General features: G+C 59.1%; 42 protein-coding genes and 1 pseudogene. 8 read left to right on the top strand and 35 right to left on the bottom strand.

What is annotated here, in order from left to right:
- Positions 1-104: 104 nt before the first annotated feature.
- From NAT49_RS13190 to NAT49_RS13230, 10 genes are all read right to left on the bottom strand, one after another.
- Entirely contained in the window at positions 105-1,265 is a 1,161-nt protein-coding gene (locus tag NAT49_RS13190) for a site-specific integrase (protein WP_251594961.1), read from the bottom strand.
- 391 nt (positions 1,266-1,656) lie between these two features.
- Entirely contained in the window at positions 1,657-1,833 is a 177-nt protein-coding gene (locus NAT49_RS13195) for a hypothetical protein (protein WP_251594963.1), read from the bottom strand.
- Positions 1,830-1,955, bottom strand: a complete 126-nt coding sequence (locus NAT49_RS15040) for a hypothetical protein (protein WP_285836142.1) — start codon at positions 1,953-1,955, stop codon at positions 1,830-1,832. The genes NAT49_RS13195 and NAT49_RS15040 overlap by 4 nt, the downstream gene beginning before the upstream one ends.
- Entirely contained in the window at positions 1,952-2,167 is a 216-nt protein-coding gene (locus NAT49_RS13200) for a TraR/DksA C4-type zinc finger protein (RefSeq protein WP_251594965.1), read from the bottom strand. The genes NAT49_RS15040 and NAT49_RS13200 overlap by 4 nt, the downstream gene beginning before the upstream one ends.
- 15 nt (positions 2,168-2,182) lie before the next feature.
- Entirely contained in the window at positions 2,183-4,141 is a 1,959-nt protein-coding gene (locus tag NAT49_RS13205; protein ID WP_251594967.1) for a replication endonuclease, read from the bottom strand.
- Positions 4,138-4,605 (bottom strand): hypothetical protein, encoded by a 468-nt coding sequence (locus tag NAT49_RS13210; RefSeq protein ID WP_251594968.1) that lies wholly within the window; start codon positions 4,603-4,605, stop codon positions 4,138-4,140. Before NAT49_RS13210 ends, NAT49_RS13205 begins: the two co-directional genes overlap by 4 nt.
- Positions 4,606-4,654: 49 nt before the next feature.
- On the bottom strand, positions 4,655-4,990 hold the full coding sequence (locus NAT49_RS13215; protein ID WP_251594970.1) for a hypothetical protein: 336 nt from the start codon (positions 4,988-4,990) through the stop codon (positions 4,655-4,657).
- Entirely contained in the window at positions 4,987-5,256 is a 270-nt protein-coding gene (locus tag NAT49_RS13220; RefSeq protein ID WP_251594972.1) for an ogr/Delta-like zinc finger family protein, read from the bottom strand. Before NAT49_RS13220 ends, NAT49_RS13215 begins: the two co-directional genes overlap by 4 nt.
- Positions 5,253-5,441: a hypothetical protein gene (locus NAT49_RS13225; RefSeq protein ID WP_251594974.1), complete on the bottom strand. Its 189-nt coding sequence runs from the start codon at positions 5,439-5,441 to the stop codon at positions 5,253-5,255. The genes NAT49_RS13220 and NAT49_RS13225 overlap by 4 nt, the downstream gene beginning before the upstream one ends.
- A gap of 40 nt (positions 5,442-5,481) precedes the next feature.
- On the bottom strand, positions 5,482-5,709 hold the full coding sequence (locus NAT49_RS13230; RefSeq protein ID WP_251594976.1) for a hypothetical protein: 228 nt from the start codon (positions 5,707-5,709) through the stop codon (positions 5,482-5,484).
- A 99-nt stretch (positions 5,710-5,808) separates the two neighbouring features.
- On the opposite strand from NAT49_RS13230, the gene NAT49_RS13235 reads away from it, so the two are divergent.
- Entirely contained in the window at positions 5,809-6,117 is a 309-nt protein-coding gene (locus NAT49_RS13235; RefSeq protein WP_251594978.1) for a hypothetical protein, read from the top strand.
- A gap of 322 nt (positions 6,118-6,439) precedes the next feature.
- Here the strand turns inward: NAT49_RS13235 and NAT49_RS13240 are convergent, their stop codons facing one another.
- Positions 6,440-6,652, bottom strand: coding sequence for a hypothetical protein (locus NAT49_RS13240; RefSeq protein WP_251594980.1), 213 nt, complete (start codon positions 6,650-6,652; stop codon positions 6,440-6,442).
- A 98-nt stretch (positions 6,653-6,750) separates the two neighbouring features.
- Between NAT49_RS13240 and NAT49_RS13245 the strand changes: the two genes are divergently transcribed.
- Genes NAT49_RS13245 through NAT49_RS13255 form a run of 3 tightly spaced genes read left to right on the top strand, consistent with a single transcriptional unit; the run spans position 6,751 to position 8,851 of the window.
- The gene (locus NAT49_RS13245) at positions 6,751-7,395 is read left to right on the top strand and encodes an XRE family transcriptional regulator (protein WP_251594982.1); all 645 of its coding nucleotides are present in this window, start codon (positions 6,751-6,753) and stop codon (positions 7,393-7,395) included.
- A gap of 33 nt (positions 7,396-7,428) precedes the next feature.
- Positions 7,429-8,370: a hypothetical protein gene (locus NAT49_RS13250; protein ID WP_251594984.1), complete on the top strand. Its 942-nt coding sequence runs from the start codon at positions 7,429-7,431 to the stop codon at positions 8,368-8,370.
- Between the two features lies 1 nt (position 8,371).
- Entirely contained in the window at positions 8,372-8,851 is a 480-nt protein-coding gene (locus NAT49_RS13255) for a hypothetical protein (RefSeq protein ID WP_251594986.1), read from the top strand.
- A 1-nt stretch (position 8,852) separates the two neighbouring features.
- On the opposite strand, the gene NAT49_RS13260 is transcribed toward NAT49_RS13255, so the two are convergent.
- Positions 8,853-9,059 carry a hypothetical protein gene (locus NAT49_RS13260; RefSeq protein ID WP_251594988.1) on the bottom strand — a complete coding sequence of 69 codons (207 nt, stop codon included), beginning with the start codon at positions 9,057-9,059 and terminating at the stop codon, positions 8,853-8,855.
- Between the two features lie 193 nt (positions 9,060-9,252).
- Between NAT49_RS13260 and NAT49_RS13265 the strand changes: the two genes are divergently transcribed.
- Both NAT49_RS13265 and NAT49_RS13270 read left to right on the top strand, forming a co-directional pair.
- Positions 9,253-9,627, top strand: coding sequence for a transcriptional repressor LexA (locus tag NAT49_RS13265; RefSeq protein WP_251594990.1), 375 nt, complete (start codon positions 9,253-9,255; stop codon positions 9,625-9,627).
- Between the two features lies 1 nt (position 9,628).
- Positions 9,629-9,985, top strand: coding sequence for a hypothetical protein (locus NAT49_RS13270; protein ID WP_251594992.1), 357 nt, complete (start codon positions 9,629-9,631; stop codon positions 9,983-9,985).
- Here NAT49_RS13270 and NAT49_RS13275 read toward each other — a convergent pair.
- The 4 genes from NAT49_RS13275 to NAT49_RS13290 form a co-directional block, all read right to left on the bottom strand.
- Positions 9,948-10,529 (bottom strand): hypothetical protein, encoded by a 582-nt coding sequence (locus NAT49_RS13275; protein ID WP_251594994.1) that lies wholly within the window; start codon positions 10,527-10,529, stop codon positions 9,948-9,950. The two genes, NAT49_RS13270 and NAT49_RS13275, sit on opposite strands and share 38 nt — an antisense overlap.
- A 51-nt stretch (positions 10,530-10,580) precedes the next feature.
- Positions 10,581-10,943: a hypothetical protein gene (locus tag NAT49_RS13280; protein WP_251594996.1), complete on the bottom strand. Its 363-nt coding sequence runs from the start codon at positions 10,941-10,943 to the stop codon at positions 10,581-10,583.
- 82 nt (positions 10,944-11,025) lie between these two features.
- Entirely contained in the window at positions 11,026-11,394 is a 369-nt protein-coding gene (locus NAT49_RS13285; RefSeq protein WP_251594998.1) for a hypothetical protein, read from the bottom strand.
- Positions 11,387-12,760, bottom strand: a complete 1,374-nt coding sequence (locus NAT49_RS13290; RefSeq protein WP_251595000.1) for a PAAR domain-containing protein — start codon at positions 12,758-12,760, stop codon at positions 11,387-11,389. Before NAT49_RS13290 ends, NAT49_RS13285 begins: the two co-directional genes overlap by 8 nt.
- Positions 12,761-12,915: 155 nt before the next feature.
- Between NAT49_RS13290 and NAT49_RS13295 the strand changes: the two genes are divergently transcribed.
- On the top strand, positions 12,916-13,458 hold the full coding sequence (locus tag NAT49_RS13295; RefSeq protein ID WP_251595001.1) for a hypothetical protein: 543 nt from the start codon (positions 12,916-12,918) through the stop codon (positions 13,456-13,458).
- 8 nt (positions 13,459-13,466) lie between these two features.
- Here NAT49_RS13295 and NAT49_RS13300 read toward each other — a convergent pair whose 3' ends face one another.
- From NAT49_RS13300 to NAT49_RS13325, 7 genes are read right to left on the bottom strand one after another with little or no spacing between them, the layout of a single operon-like run.
- Entirely contained in the window at positions 13,467-14,465 is a 999-nt protein-coding gene (locus tag NAT49_RS13300) for a contractile injection system protein, VgrG/Pvc8 family (protein ID WP_251595003.1), read from the bottom strand.
- Positions 14,462-14,905, bottom strand: coding sequence for a phage tail protein (locus NAT49_RS13305; protein WP_251595005.1), 444 nt, complete (start codon positions 14,903-14,905; stop codon positions 14,462-14,464). The genes NAT49_RS13300 and NAT49_RS13305 overlap by 4 nt, the downstream gene beginning before the upstream one ends.
- Before the next feature lie 6 nt (positions 14,906-14,911).
- On the bottom strand, positions 14,912-17,545 hold the full coding sequence (locus NAT49_RS13310; RefSeq protein ID WP_251595007.1) for a phage tail tape measure protein: 2,634 nt from the start codon (positions 17,543-17,545) through the stop codon (positions 14,912-14,914).
- On the bottom strand, positions 17,499-17,663 hold the full coding sequence (locus NAT49_RS15090; protein WP_285836143.1) for a GpE family phage tail protein: 165 nt from the start codon (positions 17,661-17,663) through the stop codon (positions 17,499-17,501). The genes NAT49_RS13310 and NAT49_RS15090 overlap by 47 nt, the downstream gene beginning before the upstream one ends.
- A gap of 26 nt (positions 17,664-17,689) precedes the next feature.
- Positions 17,690-17,998 carry a phage tail assembly protein gene (locus tag NAT49_RS13315; RefSeq protein ID WP_251595009.1) on the bottom strand — a complete coding sequence of 103 codons (309 nt, stop codon included), beginning with the start codon at positions 17,996-17,998 and terminating at the stop codon, positions 17,690-17,692.
- 36 nt (positions 17,999-18,034) lie between these two features.
- Positions 18,035-18,547, bottom strand: a complete 513-nt coding sequence (locus NAT49_RS13320; protein ID WP_251595010.1) for a phage major tail tube protein — start codon at positions 18,545-18,547, stop codon at positions 18,035-18,037.
- 14 nt (positions 18,548-18,561) lie between these two features.
- On the bottom strand, positions 18,562-19,743 hold the full coding sequence (locus tag NAT49_RS13325; RefSeq protein WP_251595012.1) for a phage tail sheath protein: 1,182 nt from the start codon (positions 19,741-19,743) through the stop codon (positions 18,562-18,564).
- A gap of 143 nt (positions 19,744-19,886) precedes the next feature.
- On the opposite strand from NAT49_RS13325, the gene NAT49_RS13330 reads away from it, so the two are divergent.
- Entirely contained in the window at positions 19,887-20,468 is a 582-nt protein-coding gene (locus NAT49_RS13330) for a GNAT family N-acetyltransferase (RefSeq protein ID WP_251595014.1), read from the top strand.
- Positions 20,469-20,505: 37 nt separating this feature from the next.
- Here NAT49_RS13330 and NAT49_RS13335 read toward each other — a convergent pair whose 3' ends face one another.
- The 12 genes and pseudogenes from NAT49_RS13335 to NAT49_RS13385 form a co-directional block, all read right to left on the bottom strand.
- Positions 20,506-21,072: a hypothetical protein gene (locus NAT49_RS13335; RefSeq protein WP_251595016.1), complete on the bottom strand. Its 567-nt coding sequence runs from the start codon at positions 21,070-21,072 to the stop codon at positions 20,506-20,508.
- Between the two features lie 2 nt (positions 21,073-21,074).
- Positions 21,075-22,010, bottom strand: coding sequence for a phage tail protein (locus NAT49_RS13340; protein ID WP_251595018.1), 936 nt, complete (start codon positions 22,008-22,010; stop codon positions 21,075-21,077).
- Complete coding sequence (locus tag NAT49_RS13345) at positions 22,007-22,633, bottom strand: phage tail protein I (RefSeq protein ID WP_251595020.1); 627 nt, start codon at positions 22,631-22,633, stop codon at positions 22,007-22,009. The genes NAT49_RS13340 and NAT49_RS13345 overlap by 4 nt, the downstream gene beginning before the upstream one ends.
- Complete coding sequence (locus tag NAT49_RS13350; RefSeq protein ID WP_251595022.1) at positions 22,626-23,537, bottom strand: baseplate assembly protein; 912 nt, start codon at positions 23,535-23,537, stop codon at positions 22,626-22,628. Before NAT49_RS13350 ends, NAT49_RS13345 begins: the two co-directional genes overlap by 8 nt.
- On the bottom strand, positions 23,534-23,875 hold the full coding sequence (locus tag NAT49_RS13355; protein WP_251595024.1) for a GPW/gp25 family protein: 342 nt from the start codon (positions 23,873-23,875) through the stop codon (positions 23,534-23,536). The genes NAT49_RS13350 and NAT49_RS13355 overlap by 4 nt, the downstream gene beginning before the upstream one ends.
- Positions 23,876-23,880: 5 nt before the next feature.
- Positions 23,881-24,426 (bottom strand): phage baseplate assembly protein V, encoded by a 546-nt coding sequence (locus tag NAT49_RS13360; RefSeq protein WP_251595026.1) that lies wholly within the window; start codon positions 24,424-24,426, stop codon positions 23,881-23,883.
- Between the two features lie 86 nt (positions 24,427-24,512).
- Positions 24,513-24,965 (bottom strand): phage virion morphogenesis protein, encoded by a 453-nt coding sequence (locus NAT49_RS13365; RefSeq protein WP_251595029.1) that lies wholly within the window; start codon positions 24,963-24,965, stop codon positions 24,513-24,515.
- A complete protein-coding gene (locus NAT49_RS13370; RefSeq protein ID WP_251595030.1) occupies positions 24,955-25,437 on the bottom strand; it encodes a phage tail protein in 483 nt (160 codons plus the stop codon). The genes NAT49_RS13365 and NAT49_RS13370 overlap by 11 nt, the downstream gene beginning before the upstream one ends.
- Entirely contained in the window at positions 25,434-25,682 is a 249-nt protein-coding gene (gene lysC / locus NAT49_RS15095; protein ID WP_432806151.1) for an Rz1-like lysis system protein LysC, read from the bottom strand. The genes NAT49_RS13370 and lysC overlap by 4 nt, the downstream gene beginning before the upstream one ends.
- A pseudogene (gene lysB, locus NAT49_RS13375) lies at positions 25,564-25,968 on the bottom strand (Rz-like lysis system protein LysB); the annotation flags it as partial. The pseudogene lysB and the gene lysC, both read right to left, overlap by 119 nt.
- The gene (locus NAT49_RS13380) at positions 25,965-26,465 is read right to left on the bottom strand and encodes a lysozyme (protein ID WP_251595034.1); all 501 of its coding nucleotides are present in this window, start codon (positions 26,463-26,465) and stop codon (positions 25,965-25,967) included. The gene NAT49_RS13380 and the pseudogene lysB, both read right to left, overlap by 4 nt.
- Positions 26,462-26,671, bottom strand: coding sequence for a hypothetical protein (locus tag NAT49_RS13385; protein ID WP_251595036.1), 210 nt, complete (start codon positions 26,669-26,671; stop codon positions 26,462-26,464). Before NAT49_RS13385 ends, NAT49_RS13380 begins: the two co-directional genes overlap by 4 nt.
- Position 26,672 lies beyond the last annotated feature (1 nt).

Consider the following 26,672-nt stretch of genomic DNA (forward strand, 5'->3'; position numbering starts at 1 on the left):
AAAAGCCGCTGTCGGTGACAGCGGCTTTGGCGCTTGGTGGAGGCGGCGGGAATTGAACCCGCAGACATAAGCCCAAGAACAACAGCTTATAAAACTTGTTGCCCTCAATCTACCTTATCCTGCCAATATAGTCTGAGCGCCTTCTGTCCTGCCTGATCATACGCGCTGTTGATCCAGTTCGCATAAACCCTCGCGGTGATGATGACATCCGTATGCCCCATCTGGTTTGACACCCATGCCAATGGCTCTCCAGCCGACACCATCATCGACGCGAATGTATGCCGAGTCTGGTACTGGCGTCGATAACGGACGCCCGCACGTTTGAGGGCAGGGGCCCAGAGCGTTTTACGAATGGCCTGATCGCCGGTCCAGGGTGAGTGAGTGCGAGGGTTCAGGAAAACACGCCCGCTTTCATGGTCGCGGCTGAATTCCCATTGCTGGTTCAGCGCTTCTTCGGCCGCTGGCAGTAGAGTGACGTCACGAATGCCGGCTGCTGTTTTCGGCGGCTCGGCCTTGCCACGGGATGCCTGAGTAATGACCTTATCGATCCGAACGGTTTTCTTTGCCCAGTCGATATCCGTCCATTCCAGTGCCACCAGTTCTGACGTACGCAAGCCCGTCCAGAAGGCGAACTGAATCAATGGCCGACTATCATCGGCCAGGTTATCCAGAATTAACGCCTGTTCTTCCATGGTGAATGGGTCGGGCTCATCCTGCATTCGCTTAATATCCGCTTCCGGCTTTCTATAGCGCCAGCCAAGAAGAGGGTTGGTGTTAATAAGCTCATCGTGCACCGCGTCGCTCAGGGCCGAGCGAAGAGGGCTCAAGATATTGGCGAGGCGCTTGTTTGAGCACGTAAGAGAGGCAGCCCACTCCCGGGCATGCTTGCGTTTGAACTCGGCCAGCATGAAGTGCCCAAACTGGGGAATGATCTGACCCTCGAGGATCTTGTAGTAATCACGGTATGTGCTGGTTTTGAGGGTCGGCTTTTTATCCTTCAGCCACTGGCGAAGGTAGTGGTCCATTCGATCCTGACGGATAAACTTGCGCGCATTTTTGCTCCTCGGGAAAGTAACCGAGTAATCGAATGTCCCTGCTTCAATCGATGCGATAACGGCGGCGCGATGCTGCGCCGCCTTCTTCATGTTAGCGGGGGTGGGCTTGAGCTTGAGGCGCTCCCTACACCTGATCCCCTGGTATTGAAAGTCGATTTGTATGGAAGTCTCTGAGCCAGCTTTGACTCCTTCATATTGCTTGTCGCCCACGCGTCATACCCCTCCAGTGATACCAGGATGCGCCCATCCGGTGCCTTGCAAAATTCGTATCCTAAGCGCCATTCCCCGCGTTTTATTTTTGAACGCACCGCGTTGGGGCTATAGCCGGTCTCAGACGAAAACTTTTCGATGGTGACGTGGTTCACGCTTGCCATCGCATCCTCCTTGGCCTCTCGAAATGTTCATATTCGGAAAGTCGTTTTTGAATGGCATCGGTGCGCTAGCACCGCTTACCTTCAATTCCCCACGCTGACCGTGCAGTAGAGGAATCCGTGCCCTACCTTTCGGCACTCGTGGAATTGCCAGGCGCTACTGAGGCAAGAGACGACGAACACGCCGATTAATATGGCTATCGTGATTTTTTGGGTTGAGCTTTTGTTCATCACCTTTCCTCGCATCGTTCTGTCTCGCCTTTCGCCCCGAGCAACCACTCGGCGGCGGTTTGAACCTCGCGCCGCTCGCGGCGCGTATCCTCGCTGTCCCCTGAGCGCCGCAGGACAATCAAGCGTTCGGTGACGAGGCTCAGGCAGGTGGCTCGCACCTGCTCCGGCATGGTCATGATTCCCCTCGCTCGATCACCTTCAGATCGTTCTCGTCGTAGATCGCGCCGAGCCGGAGCGCGGCGATGAAGAACAGCAGCGAGGCCAGCGAAAGCCCGCTCAGGATCAGTAACGCGATCATCGGCGCACCCCCTTGGCTTTCAGTTCGCGGATGCCTTGGCACTCGATGCAGGTGCGGGCGAACGGCGCCGCCTTGCGTCTGGCGTCTGGAATGTCATCACCGCAGTCGTCGCATTCGGTGGCGTGGCTTGCGGCCAGATGTGCACGGCTGGCCAGCGCGCCGGCCAGGTGGCGCTCGTTGAGTTCAGTGGCGTAATCGGCAGCGTCTGCCATAGGTCGTTCTCCTGATTAAAGGCTTTCCGGGAAATACTCGGGGATTCGATCCCACGCCGAGGGCGGGGGCGGTGGTTGGTGCATCAGCTCGAGCGCTCGGCGCACGGTGATGGCTTCTTGCTCGTTGGCGTCGTCGTCGGCGCGGGTTTTCGAGTCGCGCCGCCATTCATCGAAGTTCTGCTGCTGGCGTTTGGCCTCGTCGGGGCCTGGGGTTCGAGGCTCGAAATCCAGCCCCGTACAGTTATTCACACAAGTCCAAGGGTCGTTCGCTGCGCTCTCTCCATACGCCCCCTTCTGGCTGAAGTCGTGGCCGGTGCTTGAACGCTTGTGGCGCATCTCCCACTTGTAGAAACGCGTCGGGTACTCCATGCCCTGAATCATCAGGCCGAAGATGTTCGAGACGGTGTCCCCATACTGGCCGCGCGCGAAGGCGCTGTACTCGCCGGTGGCGTAATTGATCAGGTTGCCGTCGATGTTTGCCTTCTCCATCCGCCACGGCCGCACCGGTTGATCCGCCCTCGGCGTCAGCGGCCCGCCCATCAGGCGAATGAACTGATCCCAGGCACCGGCGTTGCACGCGGTGCGAAGCTTCTTGGTGAACTCGATGATGCTGCGGCCGGGGTTGAACATCGCTTCCCACTGGGCGATCTGCGCCGCCTGCTGCTCGGTCATCCGGCGCATTTCCCGCCATACCGTCACGCTCGGCAGGCCGACAAACTGAAACTGGCGAATGCCCCATACGGCCGCCCACGCTTCGACGCGCGGCGCGCTCGAGGCCATGTCCTTGCCGTACTGGTCGAGGTCGATGAACTGCTGGCCGTTGATGTTTTTTGAGACGTACTTGGCGATGTAGCCCGCCGCAGTTCCCCGGGTGTAATCGATCAGCTTGATCTCGACGCGGTTCTTCTGGGCACCGTGCTCGTCGGGGGAGTCGGCCAGGGCGTAGGCGCGGATAACCTCGTTGATGTGCTCGTAATGCTCCGGCTTCATCCAGAGCAGCATGTGCCAGTGCGGGGTGCCGTCGTGGTGCGGCTCGGCAACGCGAACGCCGTAGACGCCCATGCCATCCCGGTTCAGTTTGGCGCGGATCTTCGCCCACACCTTGGTGAGATAGCGCTGAGCATCACGTGGGGTCGCGCCGTCGTACCGTGGGTTGCGGGTGCAGCTCTTGGCCCGGATCGGGTGGAAGCGGCTCGGGCAGGTCAGCGTATAGAACACGCCCACATGGCCAAGGCGCTGGCCCTCGGCCTCGGTCTCACGAATGCGCAGCATCAGTTCGGCGCGGCGGTTATCCGGGTTCGCAAGCCCCAGCTCTGAAAGCTCGGCCAGGGTGTAGTACTGCCCGTACTGGTTGATCGCCTCGACCGCCTCAAGCATCGCCGCGTTACGGCGCACCTGCTTGCGGCGGCGCTCCAGCGTGGTTACGGAGCAGTAGATGCCCGCACGGTGGTGGACGTTGCCGAGATCCCGCTCGATCTGCTCCAGCCGGCGGCCCGACACCACCCGCAGCTTGCGCCGCCACCACTTCGGGCAGCACAGGCGCAGCAGCTGGGAAAGCAGTGGCAGCTTGTTGCTCGGCGGGTCGATGCGGTGGCGCTGGGCGCGCTCGAGGCCATCCCGCAGGCCATCGCGCACCGCGTCGGCTTCAACGCCGCCCTGTTTGATCAGCTTGGCGGTCAGTGCCTCATAACTGCTTTGAACCGCACGGGCCTGAGCGCGGGCGTGCTCGACCAGCGCATCGTCATCGTGGGTCACGTTCCACGGGCCGACGTAAAGCGCCTCGCGCATGCGGCGCAGCCAGTGGTTGCCGGCGGCGTTGCCCTCCCGGTGCGCAACGCGCAGGAAGCCCGCGGCCAACTGCTCGGCGTACTGCGGAAAGCGGTCGAACACCTGCGTTTCGCGCCAGTCGGCGCAACCGAGCTGATCGCCCTTGCCCGGAGCGCCATAGCGGCGGGTCTGCTCGATCAGGTTCATTCGGCGTGCTCGATGAGAGAAAGAAAATGCCGGGCGCCGGTGAGGTCGCCCTTATCCAGTGCTGCGCGAGCGCTTGCGGCAAGCGCCTGCGAGGGGTGCGGCCGGTTGCCCGCCAACCGATCCTTCAAGCGGCTGGCGTAAGCGCTCATGCGGTGAATGGCGGCGCGCACTTGATCGCGCGTGGCTTGGGGCATCTCACCCATCGGGATGTGCGTCAGCGTCTTGGCGATCGCCTCCGGCGTGCGCATATCCACCGGCCGCTCGTTGATCGGCTTGGCCGGGACCAGATGCTGCGCCGCGCTTCGCAGCAGCGTGGCGCGTTCGCCGGGCTGAATGCCTTCCCACACCTCGATGAGATCGAGGTCCTGGTGGCGGCTGCGCAGCTCATCGCGCAGGGCCAGAAACCCGGCCCGGGGGGAGGCGGTGTGTGCCTCGGTGCCTGAAATTAGAGCGAGCGAACCCATGACGACCTCCTGAGTCGTTGAAAAATCAGCGGTTTGGAAAAGCGCGCGGCTAGTGCGTGGTCGAGGGCGCGACCTTGATCTCACGCTCGGCAGTGGCCTTGAGGCGCAGTAGATCGCCTAGCGTCAGCGCGTGGATGGGGCCGCCCGACTGCCGGATGACCAGCAGGCTTGCCGTACTGGCATCGAGGTCGATCCAGGCGGTGCGGTTGACCGCTTCCAGCTCCGCGTAGGCCTGAAGCGCCAGGATGCTGGCGTTATCGCGAGTCTGGTCGTGCTCGGTCATCAGGTGTGCGCAGCAGCGGGCGACGGCGTCTTCCCGGGCGACCGGCCGTGGCAGCGTCAACAGAAACGCGGTAGCGGCGTTGGTGGTGTCGAGGTGGGTCATGGTTGGCTCCTGAACATATCTCTTGGCGGCTTGGCGTTGGATACGAGCCGGTACGGCACGTGCTCGGCCAGGCGGCCCTTGTACTTGGCGTTCGGCATACCGCTGGGGCTGGTCGTTTCGGTCACGATGTATTCCCCCTTGCCGCACCACCCACACATCGGGTTCTGGCACTGCAGGTAGGCCACTCGGTAGTCGTCGTGCATCTGTTTCGAGGTGCGCACCCGGCATGGGCCATCGCAGTGCGGGCACTCCCAGCGCATGGTCATCCGCGCCGTCCTACCGGGCGAGGCCCCCGGGGAATCGCGATGCGGGCGGTGCCTTTTCGCAGCCCGCGGCGCAGGGCCACTTCGGCGGCCTGATCCAGCGTCTCGAGCCCTTGCTGCTCGCGTACGGCCTCGAGCATGCGGCGGTCGGCGTCGGTCGGGAAAAACTCGCTGTAGCGTAAAGTCATGAGTACCTCGTGAGGTCCTGAAAGGATGTCCCGTCGGGCCTCAATGGCGTGTCGCGATCGGATGAAACTCGGTCAGACTGATGGCATCGAACTCCTGCTGGCTGCTGACACCGAGCATATCCATGGCGCTGCGCATCACCATCTCGCGCACGAGGGTGGCTTTCTCGACGCCGGTGTAGGTGGCCAGCGCGTCGATCAGGTTGTCTTCGAACTCATCAAGGTTGATGCCGATGCGGTTCGACTTGAGGCGGCGGGTATCCTGGTACATGGGAAAGGTCCTTTTTTCTTAGTTTCGATTCTTTGCATTTACGGTAATTTTGTGGGTAGTGCCGCAGGTGTATTACCACTCACTAAAAGGTTTATATGTATGGAAAGCCGGTATATCGATGGTGCGACCGTTCCTGAGTTCGATGCTGAAATAACCGCGCTGCTCGCCAAGGAGTTTCCTGAAGTTCCTGAGGAAGACTTGCCTCCATTTGCAGGTATTCCGGAATACTTCGCTGGTATCGAGAATCATCAGGGCGAGGTGTATCGCATCCTCGAACTTGAAGACCTGCACGACGTCGTTACGTTGACCCAAGGGCTTCATCCTCTTGGCCTTCGAGATCAACTCGACGGACGGTCATCGACCAGTGCCGGTCTGGATTGCCGGTTTGCCCCAACCGCCGAAACGTAGCTGTGACGTCCGGATACCCACAGGCGACCGCTTGAGTAAGATGAAAGCCAAGTTGGTCTTCGGTCGTGCATTTGGCGCTCACCTTCCTGAGGTAACGGATGGCCTCTGAGCGCGAGCCGGACGCCACAATGGCTGGGCAACCGCTTGTCGTGATGTCGATAACTTCAATGCGATTGGCAATGGGCTCGTCGGGGCTGGGCTGATGCGGCAAAAGGTGCGAATTCAGTTCTGATGCTTCTTGGCGGTGACTGAACGCTATAGTGGTCGACATGCCAACCGAACGATTTTTTCGATACATGGCTGCGGTTCCTTTTGGTTTGGTTTAGTGGCTAGCGTGAGTTGCGCTTGAACGCCGTGCACTCAGCGCTTCGAGCACCAGCATGCGAGTCATGCCGGTTTTACTGCGGTGCTCGCGCTCGGCCAGTTTCGCGACTTCGGCGTCAGCCTCGACCGGCAGTTCGAGGCCAATGCGACGGCCACACAGCGGCGGGCGGTAGGCCTCTCGGGGTGTACGGGGAGCTTGGGTGGCTTCCATGGTGTATCCTCGGGTGTGATTAAGTGTTACGCATGATTAAGGAACGCCTACAAGTTAGGTGAACATATGTTTCCCTGTCAATAGGGAATGGTGAATTAATGGACTCATTGGGTAAGCGTTTGAGATCCGAAAGGCTAAAGCTTGGTCTTTCTCAAACCGAATTCGGCGAAAAGCTCGGCATAACCAAGCGAAGCCAAATGCTTTACGAGGGTGGGCAACGCCTTCCTAGGGCTGATTATCTGGTTGGCATAGCTGAAATGGGGATAGATGTTCTCTTTGTTTTGACGGGTAGGGGAACAAAAGATAACCAAGATGCTGTTGCAGGTACCCAAGACTGTGCAACTGTCCCCCTTTACGACATTGAGGCCGCTGCCGGAGACGGCGCTTTATTCGACAACGAAACGATCATTTCCCACCTACCGTTCGACCCTGCCTGGCTCAGTGAGCAAGCGGCCAGCGTGAGCCAACTGGTCGCGCTGACTGTAGTGGGTGATTCCATGGCCGATACATTAAACAGCGGTGATATAGTGCTGGTCGATCGCTCAAAAACACGCCCTGATGGCGTGTTTTTAGTGCGCGTGGGCGATGCGCTTCGCATCAAGCGCGTGCAGCAGATGGCCGGCGGAGCGTTGTCGCTGGTGAGCGATAACAATCGATATCAGCCGGAATTGGTGCCGCCCGAACGGCTAGGGGAAGTCGAGGTGCTCGGGCAGGTATTGGGGAGTTTGGGAAGGGTTATTTAACCTGTTAATTAGTTTTATAGAAAGAGGTAATGTGTGGCTAAAACAACAAAAGCATTAAAGTACTTTCGCTGCATAGATAGAGAACAGCAGGCCTTCGATCTAGAGTATTTAGTTCGCCAAGCTAGAGAACAGCTTGATACCGTTGCGAGTTCGGAAATTGAATTCGCGGATGAAGTCATAAGAATTCAACACTATGAAAATCATGAACAGGGTATTTCGATACACTTTGTAAGATATGTTCCTGGCGAAAGCAACGAAACGCTTACCCCTAATTTTGAACATCCAGAAGACAATGAGTCTCCGCATTCTGCTCCCCAAGGTATGGAATACAAAGATGGAGACTTTTATATGTACTGTTCCTCACACAATATTATTGGTTGTGCTCATGGAATGAATATGAGTCATTCTAAAATCGAACGCTATCTGCATGCCTTTGCAAGAAGGGGTAGCATAGATGATGAAAATCCAGAAGGCAGAGATTGTTTCTTTAATATAAGCACCGCTTTGAATCTTGATAAATACAGGCTGATAGAAAGACACGGCGTGAAAAGTATATCGTTTAATGCTTCGGCTTATAATGCCAGTTTTGAGCAGGCCAATGATAATTCTTATATCCAATATGCAAAAAGAAAGCTGGCAGAAGCGTTAAGAGACAGATTTGAACAATACGAAGATCAGCACCAACTGAATGTAATGCAAGGGTTGATCATAGAGGGATGTCTACGGCTTGATGGTAACAGGCGTGCACATGAAACAGCACAGGGCGAAATTAGAAGAATCGCTCAAGAGTGTGCCGAAGAGAATAACGTGACAATTCATACTCAAGATGGAGAGCCGATCAACTCTAGTGATATGAGGTTGCAAAAAAAAATCCGAATAGATAAACACGGAAAAAGCCTACTTTATGGTGATGTTTGGAGGCAGCTTCGCGTTTACTATAGTGAGCTGGAAGAACAAAACCTGTTAGGTCAATAAAATGGCTTTAGATAAAATATCTTTGATTAAGTTGACAGCGGCAGCTGCAGGTTCAGCAGCGCTTGCATATTATATACAGCCTTTAATACATCAAAATAAAGGTGCTTCTGATGTTTTGGTCAATGTTTTTTCGATACTGGCCGGATTCCTAGTAGCAGTTATGACTATTATGAGTGAACCTATAATTTATAGGAAGAGAAACTGGAGGTATAATAAGTTAACGAAAGGAAATTACAGAAAATCTCTAATTAGGCATAAAGACTTATTTCATGCGTATTTGATAACCTTGGTTTTGATATTTTCTTCTAGGCTTGTGAATGAAAATGACGCACCTTGTTTAAAGTTGTGGTCTGAGTATTTTTATATATTTTTTGCTTGTATTTCTTTCTTTTTTTCAATTGGTCTTCCAGATAGATTGATATCTAAGCAGCTTGAAAGGTTTGACGAGCAAATAGAAGAAAAAAAGAACTCGAAAGAGTAAGTTAGCAGTTATTCCCTCTTGTGCGCCTTTCAAGCTCAGCCGCTTTACGTATCTGCTCTTTATAGGCACCTGAGTTAACAATGTCTTTTGCATCTGCGACCAATACGCCATTGCCAACGATCCGGTACGGTATCTTGTATTCGGATTCCGCCTTGGCCTCCCAGTAGGCTTTCTCCAAACGCTCCCGCCATTTCTTCCATAGTTTCATCGTCGCCCTCTCTATCCGTTCAGCAGCTCACGGTGATTCTGAGCCGTGCCCCAAGTATACCGAACCTTTGATAACCGAGTAGCTGATGCATTTGTCGAGGCGCATCAGAAGGCTTAGGAAATTCAGCCTAACCTTGATAGCCAACTTGATATACGTTATCTGTATAAATATACAGTATATTAAGGTGTGAGCTATGCGTGTCGTGTACCGGGTGCCTGTTCCTGCGATGAGTTCGCGGCCAGCGCTGAAACCCGATTCTGCGGCCTTTCATTGGCAGCAGTTCTTCGCCCCGCACGCGGGCGTGTCCTTTCTTGTCGAAATCGTCGAGCAGCCTGTGTCGTCATCGTCGGAGTGGAGCGAAGGCGACTGGCTGGTAATCAGCGAGCAGCAGGCCCCCGCCGATAACGCGCCGGTGGTGGTGGATTATGACGGCGAGCTGCGCGTGATGCGGTACCGGGCATTCGATGGCCACCGGCACATCGAAACACTCGAAGGCGCACCGTACACCGATGCGCGTAACGCGACCCTCAAGGGCGTGGTGGTCAATCTGATTCGGCAGGTGAGCTGACATGGCCCGCGCCCAGGGTGAGCCGTACACGCGCTTTCGAGACTGGCAAACGAGCGTGCCGGTGCGCTGGGCACCCTCGCGCTATGAGCTGATCCAATGGCGCAAGCGCAAGGAGCGCGCCGGCTGGAAGGATGGCAAGCGGTTCGTGGTGCCACGGCGCCGGCCGGTCGAGTACTGCGCGGTTCACGACGGCCGGATCTGGAAGGGCGCCACGCTGCTCGAGCGCTATCACGTCGAGGACGGCTTCACCAAGGGCTCACCGGCGTGGCTTTTGATTCGGCAGTACAACGTTGATGCGGTGGTATGGCGGCTGGCGTCATTCAATCCCACGCGCCCGGTTCACAGTGCCAGTAAGTGAATTCCCGCCACCCCTCAGTCAGCGGTAACGCGGCTTTTTCGTCCTGGGTGAGCGTTTGCCAATAGGGGTGCCAATGGTAATCACACCAGTATTCAATATTGCCTTGCAGACTGCCTGGGTAGTCATCGGGGTCGAGGTCAGGGAAGCTGTTCTGCGGTAGCGGTGGCATAGGCCGCATGCGATAAACCTGATCGATCAGGGCGACGCAATTGGTAATCAAAACGACCATCAACCCGGCAAACTCGTTTCGCCACATCAAAGCCATTGCCTTGTTATTGCGATTGACGATTGGTGTATCGAAGTCGTGATCGGTCAGGTCGAATCCATTCTCAGTCACAATTTGTTTTAAGGCGCCGAATTGCTCATGACGCATCAAGAACGTCGAGTGGTAGGCATAGACTCGCGGGCCTGATGCTTCTTCGTCGGAGTTGAAGTGTGGATAGACGTACTTTGACAAGTCTAACTCTTCAAATTCTTCTTGCTTGAAATCCCGGAAGCGCTGTTTTTTGCTTTGAAAACGTTTGAATAAGTTTTTAATTTTCATGGATGTAGTCAGTCACCCAGTCTTGGCTAGCTTGTTTTAACGTTTTGTGTCCTATAAAAAAACTCTTAAGGCATATAATATGGCTGTAATTACAAGTGCGATATTTGCTGGCATGTAAACAGTGAAAAGCAAGCCTTTAATTATAGTGTATTTAGGTTTTGATGATTTTGTTTTTTCTAGATAAACAGGGTACTCCGCCTCAAATTTGTCCTTTTTGAATAGCAATAAATGCCATGCGTATTGAGACATTCCCCAAAAGCAAAGCGGAAACCAAACATTTATATTATCGCTTTCTCCTGTAAATAATCGATCTGTCGCTTTAATAAAGAACGGAGACAGGACTATTCCAATCAGTCCGAGGGCAATCATTGCCGTACCAGAAATGATACAAAGGTGCTCTACGATACTAAGCATTTCCCTATTCTGTTGCTTTTGATGTAATGGTTCTATGATCTCTTATAATCTGAGAGGCCTGAGTAGCCATCTTAAATTTGGTTTAGCGGTTAATGGCACTAATAGGTATCCAGGCTAAGCAAGATGCTATAAATGCAATATTTCCAGGTGCGTAAACTGAAAATAATATGAACCTTGTTACTTTGTAGCTTTTTGAATTTCTTCTTACAGCCTCAGCATAATTTGGGTATTTTGTTTTAAACCTCTCTTTCTTCAAAAAAGAAGCATCCCAGGCATAACGAGACATACCCCAGAAACAAAGGGGAAACCAGACGTTCAAGTTATCACTTTCTCCAGTAAAAACGCGGTCCGCAGTTTTGATTATAAATGGAGACAAAAAAATCCCTAAAAGCCCGAAAAAAATCATTGCTCCGCCAAAAAACATGCCCACTAACTCGATGATATCAATCATCTTTTTGCTCACTTTTATCTGTTGCGGAAGATTTATATATCCCGTTCCCAATCATCTCACCCAAGGTATCTCCAACATAACCGCCTGAAACTGCACCTGTGCCAGCTGCAACCCCGACGCATACGAGACGACCAGCAGGGTGCAGTCCAATAGCTAGACAAAGATATTCGGATTGAGCAGCCGCTGAAGCTAGAAGCGATCCGCCAAATGATCCACCTGCTACTCTGCCCGCAAGAGCACCATACTCTTTAAATCGAACGCGATTGCATTCATCTGCCCTTCCTGAAGAGCAAGCCTCTTCTACCCTGGAGGTAGTCGCATAAGTATCAATTCCAATACCCACTAGATTAACTATTGAAAGTCCACGAATTATATGTCCTGCCCGAACAATAGCTTCTGAAACGCTAGGTACTTTAAAATCCTTATAGCTCGTTAGGGCCGTTTCGGTTTTACTGACAGCTGTGGCAGTGGCCACTCCTATCTTTGCTTTCAATTCTTGAGCGTCATCAGGAATCCCTAGAATGGAATTGATCCACTTCTCGCTAAACTGATCAAGTTCTTTGAAAACGGAGTCTCTTATCGTTGTGAACTGAGCGCGCGATGTTTTTCGTTCAGGATTTAGCGTGTCCCGGTATAAACCTTCGATCGTTTGAAGATTTTTTTTCATCTTATTTGCTACTTCGGTACCGGCCGCAGAAAAGGCACCTAAATCGGTGCTTACGTTGCCTAAAGTTTCATCATCAAGCAGGGCAAAATCGCGAAGTGGTCCGTAATGATCGACCAGTGCCTGCGCTTCAGGGGGCTCTAGCCATTGAACGGTCTGTTGAGCACGTACCGCTTGCTGTCTGAGTTCTTCTTCCTGCTGGGTACACATCTGGCTGGTATTTTCGGGGTCGCTTAATACGACCAGTGTGCCCGGCAGTACATTATCCGGCAGGTGGGTATTTAGCTCGTCGAACTTGGCACTGACCTCGGCAGACGGCGAGGGTAGGATGCGCTGCTTGACCTGTACGCGAGTGCCCGCCTCACGCACAAGTGTGATGCCAGGCAGGATGTCGCTTTTCGGCTCTTCCTCTTCCGGCTCTTCCGGTTCGGTCTGTGCGGTGCGCGGTGGCGCGCTGTTGGCACTCGAGGAGGCGATTACACTGCCGCCGCAGGAGGTCTGGCTGCCGTGAACCGCGGCGGGAGCGCCGTCGATGGTGAACCAGGAGTGCCCCTCTACGATCGATGCGCCACAGGAGCTCATATCGCCGACACGTGCGACGGGAATACCATCGATTACCGATGTGCCGGACGAGACGATGGAATGCGGCCCGCCCTTGCATGAGCACGCGACCTTATCCCCCAGTTTTGCCAGATCCTGCATGACGACCCCATGTTTGACTAGAAACGTGATGGACGTAGGTTAACCAAGTTCTGATATGGGCGCGGTAACGGTTTGTGACCCAATTAACATACAAAAAATCTAAATAAATGATATCTCATGATACGTTTCTGCTTTTCATAGCAAGGGACAACGGCATGAGCATTTCTACAAGCATTTGGGTTCGGCGATTATTCAGTGGGCTAGTCGGTCTTTTGGCTTTGTATTGTCTACTCCTCGATTTAAGTTGGGGAGTTTGGGATGCCTCACATGGTGGTATCGGATACGGCATGGCGGGAGCAGCAAACAATGCTATTAGCAATTCTGCTGCTCAAGTTTTCAACCTTCTGCATGTTACCAATAGCGTCAATTTTCTACTGGCTCCCATTGATTTGAATTACCCGTTTGCAGCAATAAACTTGTACGCGCTGACTGCCTATGTTGTTGGTTTGGCGGCTGCTCTAGTATGGGCTGGGGCCAGCAAGGACAGCAAAGAGCTGAAAGAAATTGACGCAGACATCAGAAGGGAGAGACTTAAAAAACAGCGGGCCGGAGAAGAGGTCACCACTTTCAATAAAAGGCCCGTTTATAAGACAGAAATGGGTTCAATAAGCTGGGTTGGCTTTCAAGACTGGCTCTGGGGTCCGATTATTGCTCCTATTTTAGTTACGGTTGCTCTCAAGCTTTGGGGGGTCAATTAACGCTTCACTCAAACGCGCATCACCTCACATTTGATGCGCGTGCCATACCCGCGCTCATCAAGTGAATCCTCGACTTCGGTCACCAGCCAGTCCTTCCCATCGATGCCCGGTTTCCAGCCGTTGAGCGTCACCGGCGTTTCGGGCATGAGGTCTGCGCGGCCCTGGGCCAGCGTCAGCTCGAACGTGGCTTTACCCCGCTGAATCCGCCTAAGTTCCGCCTTGGCGGCCTCGAGGGCGTCCGCTTCTGAGGCGTAGGTGGCGCGTAAATCCTTGAACTTTTCCCTCTCACCGGCGATGGCGGTTTTACGTACGCTGCCGGCGGTGTCGTTCCAATACGCGCGCACGCCGGTGAAGCTGTCGCGGTCGGTCTGGCTGAACCGATGATGGTCACCGTCGCGGCGGGTGAGCGTGATGCGGGGGAGGGCAGTGCCGCTGGCTGTCAGAGCCTCTCCTGCGAGGGTAAAAAGCATTCGTTCGGATTTAACCGCGGCGATGGCGTCATAGCGCTCGCCGAGCCGGGTCAGAAAGTTGAGGTCGGATTCGTCGGTCTGGTCGATGTGGCCCACGCGAATGCCGTGCAGCGTCTTGCCGATTACGGGGGTGAGCTGATGCCGTTTGGCGATGGTATCGACGATGTCGCCGAGGGTGATGTCGTGCCAGGACTGGGAGCGCTTACCGGGCAGAAGATGGCGCATGTCAGCGGCGCGGGCGCGAAGGGTGAGATGGTCGGGTGATCCGCTGTGCTCGAGTTCATCGACGATGAATACGCCCCGCTCAATGAGCCCTTCGTGCTGCCAGCCGATCGCGACGCTTAGCCGGGCACCGGTGGGCGGCAATGCGAGTTTGCCGTCGTGGTCGGCAAGCGTCAGGTCGAGCTGGTCGGCCTCCTGTCCGCGCTGGCTGGTGATGCGCAGATCAATCAGGCGGCCGTTGATGCGCGGCGTGATGTCCTCGCTGGCCAGGGTGATCCGATAGCCCGGGCGGCGGTAGGTGGGTTGCTCGCTCATACGTAGGCCCCGGCCAGCCGGGCTGCGCCATAGCGGGTGAGATCCCCGATCAGGTCGGTACGTTCGTCATCGACGTGCTCGAGCGTGAGGCTGAACTCGATCTTGGCGGCGGCGCCGTCTCGAAACAGTGTGCTCGAGGTTTCATCGACGCCGGTGATCACCCACAGGCCGTAATGCTTGCCCGTGCCCTCGACCAGCGGCCAAGCCTGGCCCTGATCGGCCATGTCGCGAATCTGATCGAGGCTGACTCGCCCGCCGGTGAACGCTGGCAGCAGCGTGCCCGAGAGGGTGATGGTGTCCGTGCCTGGCCCGAGGAATTGATAGGCCAGCCGATCGCCGACGCGGGACTGTGACGCATGGCGCCATTCCGTGCGGCGCTGGAGTTCCTGGTACGGCACGGTGCCGGTTTCGAATACAAACATGCCCAAGGCCATCAGCATGGCGGCTTACTCCTGATCGTACATGGATGAACGGCGGCGGGCGCCCTGATCGCGCTGGGCCTGCGCCAGTGCTCGCTGCACCTCCTGCGCGACGTATTGGGCGAGCTGGCGCTCGTCCATGCCTGGTAAGGCGGTTACGTTGATATCGCCCAAGGTGATGCTTTGATCGACGCGCTGCTGGCCACCACTGGCGCCAATCGGCGGCCGAGTATCGAACCGGATCGGCTCGGCGGGCGTGATGGCCGGCATGGCGGTGGCTGGTAACGTCATCGCCCCGATCGCGAGACCTGCACCGGCTTTTTGGGCGCGCTTGGCGATGTCGGCGATGCGTTGAGCGGGTTCATCGCGCTGGCGTTCGAGGCCGACGTTCAGGCCATCGACGGTGTGGCCACCAAGCGCTGCAAACACGCGGCTCGGGGAGTGGATGCCCATTTTGTCCTTGAACCAGCCGGTGACCGAGCTGCCCATCTCCGAGACCTTATTCTTGAGCGCCCCGAACTTGTCACTGATGCCGCCGATCAGCCCATCGACGATGAAGCTGCCGAGGTCCTTGAATTTGTCCGGAATCTCGAGGCCGAGCTTATCGAGCGCGGCGGTGATGCCCCGGTACAACAGCCCCACCGGGGACCAGTTGATCAGCAGCTTGCCGATGGCCCCGATGCCGCCATTGAAGGCGTCTTTCACCTGCTGCCATAGCCCGCCGAAAAACGCGGTGATCGGTTCCCAGTAGCGGTAGATCAGATACGCCGCGCCGGCGATGGCGGTCACGGCCAGCCCGATCGGGTTCAGCAAAAACAGCCGCCCCACGGTCATGAAGATCCGCCCGAGCCACAACAGCGCCTTGCCGAGCGCCGGCAGAATGCGGCTGGTGAACTGATAGAGTTTGCCGCCGACGCCGCCGGTTTTGAGGCCCAGCATGGCGAGGCCATAGCGCACGGTGACGATCGGCCCGAGGATCGAGGCCATCATCAGGGTAAACGCGCCGCCGACCGCGACCAGCGCGGCGAGCCCGGCGGCTGTCTTGGCAAGGGTTCCGGCGAGCCTGGGGTTTTCCTTGATCCAGTCACCGACGCCTCGGGTGATGCCGGTGATCGATTGGATCAGCTCGCGCAGCGGGCCGTCGTTCGTGTCGGTGACCGAGATCCCGACTTCCTCCCACGCCGAGCGCAGGCTCTTCAGGTCGCCGCCGAGGTTGTCGGCCCGCACCCGGGCCATCTCGGCGTTCTCGCCGTAGGCGTTCGAAAGGTTATCGATCAGCGCATCGAGCTGGCCGGTACTCATCTGGCTGACCAGCTCGGCCATGCCGGAGCCGGCCTCGGCCCCGAACAGCTCCTGGAGTACGGCCTTACGGTCGACGTTGCCCATGTCTGCCGTGGCGTCGTTGATGTCGCGCAGGATGTCGGGCATCGCCCGCATGTTGCCCTCGGCATCGGCGACCTTGAGCCCGAGATCCTCCATGACGGCAGAGGCGGCCGCGGTGGGCTTGGTCAGGCGATCCATCATGGCGCGCATTGTGGTGCCGGCCTGGCTGCCCTGAATGCCGATATTGCCTAAAAGCCCGGCCATGGCACCGGCCTGCTCGATCGTAAGGCCCAGATCCGAGCCGGCGCCTAGGTACTTCATGGTCTCGCCGAGCATTTCGAGGTCGACGTTGGCGCGGCTGGCCGTGCCGGAGAGCACGTCGGCCACACGGGTCATACCGCCGGCCTGTTCGAGGTCGATCTTGAAGCCGCCGGCGATGTTGGAGGCGATGTCGGCGGTGCGGCCAAGCTCGGTGTTGTTGGCCAGAGACAGGTCGAGCACGTCTTTCATCGAGGCCTTGATGGCCTCGGCGCTCATGCCGGCGCGCAGCAGAAATTCCTGGCCGGCGCCGACCTCATTGGCGCTGAAGGCGGTCGAGCCGCCGAGATCGCGGGACTGCTGCTTGAGCGCCTGGAAGCGGGCGTCGTCCGCCGAGAACCGGCCCACCGCCTGCACCGCGCTCATCTGCTCGCCCCAGGCGATGCCGGGCGTCAGCATCTGCGCGCCGGCGTAGAGTGCGCCCCCACCGGTGGCGAGGCCAGTGACGCCGGCACTGCGCATGGCGTTGGCGCGCCCGAGGCCGCGCTGGTACTGATCCGCTGCCGCCTTGGCCTTGCGCTGGGCGCTGGCCACGTCCCCCATGCGGCGCTTTTGTTCACTCAGTTCGCCGTTGGCTTGCTTGATCTGCTCGGTCAGCCGGCGCTCGCTGCCGGTGAGGTCGTCGGTGCTGACGCCGCCCTGTTTGAGCGTGGTGCGAAGCTCCCCGAGGCGTCGGCGCTGATCGCCAAGGGTGGAGTTCAACCGCTCGACTTCGTGCTGGACCTTGAGAAAGCGCTGCTGAAACTGCTTGGTGGGGGCGGCGGTGTGCTTGAGTTCGGTGCGAAGGTTTCGCATGCGCTCCTGCGCCCGTGCAAGCGCGTCGCTGTTATCGCGGGTGGCTTGCTTGAGCCCCCGAAACGAGGACAGGTCCTTTTGCTGGCGTTCGAGGCGGCGCAGCTGATCACGGCTGGCCTTGAGTGCCTCGGCGGTCTTGCCGCTGCCCTGGGCGATCTTCTTGAGCGGCCGGGTGGCCTTATCGACCGCGTCGAGAATGACTTGCAGCTTGAGATCGCGCGCCATGGGCGTCCTCGGGGTTGGAGCGGGTTCGGGCGCGCTCGCGCCAGTCCATCAGTTCGCGCAGGGTTAACGCCGCGCAGTCGGTGGGCGTCCAGTGGAATACGATGGCCAGATCGGCCATCGCGTCTTCTACCGTGGCAGGCAGGCTTATGCGGCCTCGCCCTTGGCCCGCTTCGTCAGCAAAAAACCGGCGATCTCGCCGCCACACTGGACCAGATCGGCCGGGTCCATGTGGCGCACTTCGTGCTCGGTGAGGGACGGGTTCGACAGGCGGGGAATCAGCTTGATCAGCGCATCTGTTTGCAGCTGCAACACGTCCGAGAGGTTCACGCCGCGAAGTTCGCCGGCGGTGGGCTTTCGAAGCGTCACGGTGTCGATGGTCTGCTCGCCGCGCGTGATCGGGCTGTCGAGTTCGATGGCGTCGCTGATTACCTGGGCGGTGTGTGCTTTGGTCATGATGGGTCTCTTTTACGGTAAAGGATGGTTGGCTGATCAAACGCCGAGGGCGGTGCGGCGCTGGGCGAGGCGGTCCTCGCCGTTGACCTTGAACACGTAGTTGGGCAGGTCGATCTCGATCTTGGTGGCGCCGTCGATCGTCAGCTTGTAGTAGCTGAGGGTCGAGGTGATCTGGTGCTCGGTGTTCTCGCCCGATTGGGCATCGCCGAGATCGATCTCGGTGTGTCGCCCGCGCATGACGACTTCAACCGCGACCACCTCATCAGCGTCGTCACGCTCGAAGCTGCCGGTCATGCGCAGCAGTTCGGCGTCGAGCCGGCTCGAGCCGAAGTTGTCGAAGATCGATTCGATCAGGCCGCCGACGGTCCACTGACAGGTGAGCGTGCCGTCCATGCCCATGTCGATGCCGACTGCGCCATCCATGCCGCCGCCGCGCCACTCCTCGATCTTGCGCGAGAGCGTGGGCAGGGTGACGGACTGGATCTGGCCCTGGTAGCTGTCGCCGTTGCCGAACAGGTTCAGGCCTTTGAGTTTCTTGGGAAGTGCCATGGGTCAGTGTCTCCTTAACCGGCGTTGACGCGGTCGGCGAAGTCGGCCAGATAGGTGTCGGTGATGCGCTGCTGAAAGCCGAGATCCTCAAGCGGCGGCACCGGGGTGTAGTCGTAATCGATGCGGAGCTTGCCGCCCTTGAGCGATTCGGCGGTGTTCAGTTCCTCATTCAGCCAGGCGGTGCCGTCGACAATCAGGCCGAGGCCCTTGAGTTCGGCGAACTTGGCGTTGATGCCTTCGATGATGTCGCGGGCAAGGCTTGCGTGCAGCGGCTTGTCGACCGCCCACAAATGGGCCTCGGCGATGGTGTCGGCGAGGATCTGCGCGGTGCGGGTGTAGTTCTCGAACGCGAACAGCGAGGTCGGCCCGGCGCAGGTGCGTGAGCCCCAGAACCGGAAACCGTCGCGCTGAATCAGGGTGGTGACGTCGGCGGCGTTCAAGAGGCCGGCGTCGGTGTTGGGATTTTGCAGGGACCAGAACACATCGGCGCTGATGCCGGTCACGCCGTTGACGGCGACGTTCGAGAGCGTCTTGTGCCAGCCGGTCTCGCTGTCGATCTTGGCGCGCAGGCCAAGGGCACAGGCCACCGCGCTCAGGGGCACGGTCGCGGCGGCGGTGGTATCGAACGCCTCGAACTCGGGCCAGATCACCATCAGCTCACGGGCGCCGAACTGGTCGCGGTAGGCGGTCACATCGCTGATCGTGGTGCAGTCGTGGGCGTAGCTGTAGACGAACGCGCGCAGGTCCTGCGCGATGCTGACCAGCGCGGTGGCCACGGCCTGCGTATCGAGCCCCGGCGCGCCAAGGATGCGCGGCGTCACGCCCAACCGGCTGTTGGCCGACAGCAGCGCCTGGGCCCCGGTGCGGCGGCCGTTCTCATCGACGGTGCCGACGACGTTGGCAGTGGTCTCGTCAGCGTCGGCGCCTTCGGCCACGCGCACCACGACGATGATGGGCTTGGTCTGCGCCTCGATGGCGGTCAGCGTCTTGCGCAGCGTGCCCTGGGTGCCGGCCTTCCCGATCGCGCTCGAGACGTTGGTGATGAGTGTGGCGCGGTTGAGCGGGAAGGCGTCTGCGTCAGCGTCCGGGCCGGTGCAGACCACGCCGATGACGGCGGTCGAGACCGTGCGGATCACGCGGGTGCCGTCGCTCACTTCGACGACGCGCACGCCGTGGTGGTATTGATCGAGTGCCATGGGCTGTCCTGATCGTGAAAAAGGTCAGGCTCATGGTGTGGCGCGGGGTTCAGATTGGCGAGCGGCGGGCGTTGTAAAGGGTGACATTACAAAACCGCACGCTATATTAGTTGGAGTGTTAATAGCTGATTAAGGTAAGTTGTATGATCGAGGTCAAAAGACTCTGGCCTATTTATATATCAGGCGTCGTTAGTAATATCTTTGATAAGAAACCACTATTTCCTGGGGAGGGGCTCGCAAATTATACGGGATATATAAAAACCAATTATCTTAAGGGTTATGCTAAAGTCGTGGGTATATACTCAAACGATCTTGAGCATCCCCTCTCAATGGCAGTTGTTCATGATTATTATGACCGTACTTTTTGCAGAATTCGCTTGCTCTATACTCCCCCAATGTATAGAGGTAAGGGTTATGCAGCCAATCTAATAAAAGAAATATCCGAAAACCAAAAAGCTACAGTTGTGATTTCAGATAAAGGGCTTAAAGATTTCTATGTTAGGTCCGGCTTTGATAAGTGGTTTTCTTCAAATGACAATAGCGGCGACTTAATAGGTGCTTACAATAATTTCAAATTAAAAAGAATTAGTGGTTTGCCTAGTTACCCTATGTTTAATTCCTCACTAATTATTGATGGCATCAAAAGTGATTTTCGTCAATATATTGCCATGAAAGACAATTACGAAAAATCGATTAAAAAATTCAATTCTTTTTATGGAATCTAAGATCTCAGCAAACCGGGGCTTCCAGGCTGGTTGAGATTCAGGCGCCAGTGAGTGTTGCCAGTGCTTCGAATTGATCGATACATGGCCGCGCCACTTCCATGAAATCGTCATCATCACTGGCGTAGCGGATTGCGGCTTTACCGGCCAGCCGGGTGCGGCGCACGGCCTGTAGTAATTCCTCGGCACGTGCGGCGGCCTCGGCGATCTGCTCGGCGGCCTTATTCGGCGTGATGCCCTGAGCGTCGGCCCAGTCCTGTATCGCGAGCGGCACCGGGGCATCGTCACTGTCTCGCGCTCGCCACTGCTCGAGCGCGGCCTGCACCAGCCGGTATTCGGCGTCGAGATACTGCCCGATGGAGCGGTCGGCTGCGCGGGCCTTGTCTGCGGCCGCGTCGATGGCATCCAGTGCCGCCTGGCGTCGGTCGGCTACGGCTTGCGCCTTCAATACCGGCACGCCGTTTTCGATGCTCAGCGTCTTGCCGTCGGCTAACCCGTCTCGCAGGGTGCGGTACGTGTTGCCGTCGAGGGCAATGGCGTCGTCCGGCAGTTTGTTCATGGCCGGATGGTAAAAGGCGTTTTCCGTTGCGCTGTAGTACATCTGCATGATTACCATCCCACCGCGATCCAGCGGATCGCTCTCGAGTTATTCACTTTGGCCCCGTTCGGGGTGAGCCCGTAAAAGACGTGCGCGCCTTGCACGCCTTCCTCATCCGCGCCGAGGCCCGCGACCGCGAACACATCGCGCGGAAATGCGGTCGGCCAACTGATGCTTTTGACCGCCTGGGTGTTGATGTAGCCCCACTGAAGCACCAGCCCGCCCAGCCAGGTCGGGAAGCCGATGAACCCATCCCGACCGGGAGTAAACACGAACCCGTAACGCAGTTTCTGCGCGGTGACGGCTTTCTCGCCGACGCCGTCGTTGACGTCATCCTGTGTGGCCACATCGATTCTGGAGGCACTGCCGAGTGCGGCGAGCACGCCTTGCACGGTGGTCACGGTTTGGCCGAACACCGACAGCACCTTATCGAGCGCGATCTGGCTGGCTGTATGTGCCGCCGTGGCATCGACGTGTCTGTCGACACGATCATCGACGTACTGGCGCGAGGCCATGACCACGCTGGGGTCGATCTTGAGCGTCACCGCACTGGTGTCGGTGACTTCCATCACGAAGCGGATGGTCTGGGTTCGGGCGCTGCCTTCGCTCAGTTGCGGCTTGTAGGTCTCGGGGTAGTTGCCGTAGGCAATCAGGTTGCCGTCGGTGTCATAAAGGCCGACCTCGCGGATCGTCCAGCCGCCTACATCCGGCGGCAGTACCTGCTCGACCACGGTCCAGTTCGGGTTATCGGGGTCGGTGGTGGTCTGATTGATCGGGCCGCGCCGAACTTCGTTGACCAGGCGCGTGACCGAGGCGTCGGGCGACGGTAGCGTGCCGCCCCCGTCACCGATGGCAAGCTCGGCAATGGTCAGCGGCTCACCGTAGGCGATGGCGTTGGCCAGCAGCCCCTGACCGGTGGTCGTCAGCAGTGTGAAAAACTGGCTCATGGCGTCTCACTCATGGGGTAGATCGTGGTGGTGTCGAACGCTTCGAGCAGAGCCGCGTGATAGAGCGGCCCGCGCGAGACGATGAACTCGGGGGAATAGGGGTAGACGGTGGTGGTGTCGCCATCGTGCACGGCCGCGCCGACGTAGAGCGGCCCCCGCGTCTCGCCGAGCAGATCGAGGCCGGTGATGTGGCGGGTGAGCGGTTTGGCGTCACTGATCAGCCGGGTAAGCTCGGTGTACATGGCATCGGTAATGCCATGCTCGAGGACGCCAATACGCAGCGCGAACGTGCCCGGCTCGCCCTCGGGCGACTGCTGCCACCACTCCTCGACGTCGAGCAGGTAGCCGAGCGGCTCGACCACCCGGCGAAGCGCTGAGATCGTGCCCTTGTGCTGATGTACGTAGAACGCCGCGCGCACCACGCCGCGCTTGGCGGCCTCACTCCAGGCGGTGTCCCAGCGGTCGACCGAGAACGCCCACGCCAGGTACGGCAGCAGCCGTGCGGGGCAGGTGTCCGGGTTCCACAGCGTGCGCAGCGGTACCGGCGTCTGTTCGAGGTCGGCCAGCGCCTCAGCGGCCCGTAGCTCGAGCGTGGTGGCATTCGGGGGCAGTAGCTCACTCATCCGTACCCCCTACGCTCACCGTCACTGAGGTACAGTGCGATGCCTGGGTATCGTCCAGCACCACATCGCTGACCGGAGACGTCAGCTCGACCCGCTGCACACCCTCGACGTGGAGCGCGGCATAGATGGCCGAGAGACGAATGTCGCGGCCGAGCCGGCGCTGCTCGGTGATGTAGGTCTGGGCCTTGGCCCGCGCCGCTGAAAGAATCGGTTCTTGCTCAGGTCCCGGGTAGAGATAGAGGGTGGCGTCGATCGCGTAGTCGACGATCTCGGCCGATTGCACGGTCAGGCGATCGCCCACCGGGCGTACGTCTTCGGCGGAAAGGGCGGCCTCGACGACGTCGAGCAGCGGCTGGGGCGCTTCCCCGGTGCCGGCCTGAGCCAGAATCGTGACCACTGCGACCGCCGGGCTCGGGCTGATCGCAGTGGCGTCCGCCACTCGACCGTCGGCAGAGAGTGCGTGAAAGACGTAGGCGCCGGTCGGTCCGGCCACGCTCAGGCCCTCGAACGCCCGCTGGGCACGCAGGCGCAGGGCGGTGTTGCTCTCATAGGTCGGCGGTACCGGCGGCACCGCGTCAGGATTGCCCGGGGTAATCGTCAGCCGGGTGACGTTGACGTTCGCCGCGAGCTGGTCGAGGTCCGTGTCGCCGGCAAAGGCCAACATGACGGCCCGGGCCGCCTCGTTGATGCGCTGACGCAGTACCACTTCCCGGTAGGCATTTTCCTCGAGCAGCTTGGTGATTGGTTCGGACTCGAGCGCAAGCCGGGCGGTGATGTCGGCGCGTTCGTCCTCCGGGTAAAGCGCGATCAGACGCGCCTTGCGCTCATCAAGCAGGGTCTCGAAATCGAGGGTTTCGACTACGTCGGGCGCTGGCAGCTGGGAGAGATCGATGGGGCTGCTCATGCGTCACCTCGCAAGGGCACCGTAAAATCGATGGCGTCACCAGTGTCGACGCGCTTGCCGGTAATGGTCAGCAGCAACCGGCCGGGACGGTCAGTGTCGACGGTGCGCTGCACCTGGGTGATGCGAAGGCGCGGTTCCCACTTCATCAACGCGACCACGGTCGCTGAATACGCCCGCAGCGCGGTGGCCCCGTTGAGCGGCTGGTCGATCAGATCGGGCAGCAGCGAGCCGTACTCACGGCGCATGACGCGTGAGCCGATCGGCGTGGTCAGGATGTCGGCCACGCTTTGGCGAATGTGCTCTACGCCTGAGAGCGCTGCCCCGGTGGTTCGGTTCATGCCGCTCATGCCGGCGGCCCTGATTTGTCGGAGCCAGACTTCACACCGGTTGTTTTGTGGTTGACCAGGCTGATGCCGGCGGCGGTGACGTCGGCAGGTGTGGTGATGGCCTTCGTCACGTGCAGCGTGCCTTCGATCGTGACCGGTCCGGTCACGATCATGCCCTTGGGAGCGGTGATCGAGGCCGAGCCGGGTAGATCAGCGCGCAGGTGATGGGCGTCGTGGTCGTACTCGAGCACCGCGCCATCCGGCATGCGCCAGTGGGTCAGGGTCGGGGTATTGGTCGGGGCTGGACAGGCGTTGCTGTTTACCGCGCACAGCACCACCGCACCGCGAAGCTCACCGCCGGGCGAGAGCAGCACGACCTGCTCGCCCACGGTCGGCGGGTTCCAGCTTCGAGTCGCGCCAGCGCGGGCTTCCAGCCACGGCACCCAGTCGGTCAGCAGTGCGCCGCACTGGACCCGTACGCGTACGGCGGCGTGATCGACCTTGGCCACGTTGCCAAGGCGAATCAGGTTCTGGAGAAGTCGGGCGAGTTCGACGGGGTGCATTCACGCTCCGGGCGGTCAGTGGTAATGCGGTTATCGTCGACGGCCGGAGCGATGAGTGCGAGCGGTGGGCGTTGTAAAGGCGAGCGCTACAAGCCGTCGTTCAAGTGATCGAGCAGGGTGTCGCGCAGCAGCGTGTGGTCGTGCTCGGTAAAGCCGAGCAGCTCGCGCTGTTCGTACTGCACGCGCGGGCCGGTGCGGCTGACGCGGTCGCGCAGGCCAAACTGGTGCGTCTTGGCGATGCTGGCCACCCGGCCGAAAAAGCCGATCTCGGCACCGTGGGGGCTGGTGCGGATCTTGAGGTATTTGGCGGTGCGCAGTTTGCCAAACATGGCTCGGCGCCGGATGGTGCCCTGTTGATCGCGGCTTTTACGCGGGGCATAGGATGTGCCGTCGGGGTTCTTCTGGGCCTTGATGCGCTCGCGTTGGGCGCGGCGTAGATCGGTGGCCACCGACCGGGCGAGGCGTCGACGTTCCTTGGCATCCAGCTTGGCGAGCAGCGGCGCGGCCCAGTCCTCGAGGCGCTGTAGATCATCCGGCATCGGTTGACTCCGGGGCTGCGTAGCCGCTCAGGTGGTGGTCTTCCGCCATGAGTTGCCAGCGGCGCGGGCCGCAGGTGTCGACGTCAAAGCGCGGCATGCGGTGCTCCACGGAGATTTTCCCGGTATCGCAGTCCTTTTTCGCGATCACACGCTCGGTAAGCTGGACGCGCAGGGCGAGATCGACCGCGCTGTTGCTGAGCACCTCGGCTTCGAACCTGACCGCCTCGGCGGGTGCCAGGTCCGGCTGGTAGACCGCGAGCCAGTCGAGCAGCGGAACCATCACGGTGTCGACGTCGTCGGCGAAGTCGGTCAGCACCAGCTGCGCAGTGAAGGTGTAGCCATGGGAGAGGGTCGGGCCGGCGGAAAATTCGATAGTGCCGTCTTCCACAAACGTCAGCAGTCCGTCGGGGTCGCGTTGCAGATGGGGCACGGCGTCGATCAGGTACTGGCGCAGCGCGGTGAGTTTTTTCATCGGGCGGCCTCGTGGCAGGCGATCACGGCATCGACCTCGGCGGCGCACTGCGCCCAGGCCGCTTCGGTGCGCTCGAGCTGCAGATGCAGCTCACCGTTGGTGGTCGGGTGACTGGCCGGCAGCGTGCACGGGTTCGGCGTCGCGCAGCGATTGACGATAAGCGTCGGCACCGGTGAGGGCGTCGTGGCGGCGCAGCCGGATAACAGCATCAGGCAGGCGAGTGCCGGCCCAGTCGCGGATCTCATCGTTATCACGTTGCAGCTCCCTGATCTGGTCGAGGCGGTTGGAGGCAGTGCGCTCAAGCTCGCTCTGCTGTTCGGCAAGCGCGGTGCGCTGGGCGTCAAGGCGCTGGGCGTTATCCCACAGGGCGTCGATCACGACCTGCCGGCGCTGGCTTTCCTGTTGTGCGGCGTCGCGCTCCAGCGCAATCCGGTCGGCGCGCTCTATCGCGGCGTTACCGCGCTCCCACAGCAGCCAGCCACCGCCGAGGATGACAACCACACCGAGGGCGTAAACGCTCAGGCGGGTCATCGTTCGACTCCGATCAGGCACAGCTCCCGTTCCGCCGCCCGGCGCCGGATCAGTCCGGCAAGCTTGCGCCCGTCGGCGTAGACCCAGCGCGAGAGCTGATCGCAGGCCGCTTTGGTTTGGCCCGCGTTCAGCCGTGCCAGTAGGGTCGACTGCTCGAAGGCGCCTTCCCCGACGTTGAAGATGAACGAGGCCAGCGCCGCCCGCCGCGTCGGCGGCAGCGTGCGGTTGATGTCGGGAGCGACGCGGGCATCGATGGCGTCGAACGCCCGACCGAGATCGCCTTGAAGCAGGGCCTCGCACTCTTCGGGCGTCTTGGTCTGATGCAGTTTGACGGTGGGGCCGGTATGGCCGGTGCAGATGGTCGGAATGCCGACCGGATCGGGATAGGCCTCGAGCGAGGTGCCCTCGAAGAAGCTCACCACCTGGATCGACAGTGACATCGCACCCCCGAGAATGGCCCCGATGGCGCCGGCACCGATGCGGCCGGGGCGCTTCATGCATCGCCTCCCGGGCGGCGGTGCCACCAGGTGCGAATGGCCTCGACGTACTTGGGTACGAGCAGCCCGAGCTGGAGCGCCAGATACAGGAGCGTCAGCACCGTGACCCAGGAACTCGGGGTCATGCCGCCCCAGTGCAGCGCGGAGACCACCGCCGGCGGCGCGAGCTTGGCGGCTTCGGTCGTGATGTGCAGATCATTGGACATG

Origin of the sequence: Larsenimonas suaedae, from assembly GCF_023712105.1 — a bacterium.
GTDB lineage: Bacteria > Pseudomonadota > Gammaproteobacteria > Pseudomonadales > Halomonadaceae > Larsenimonas > Larsenimonas suaedae.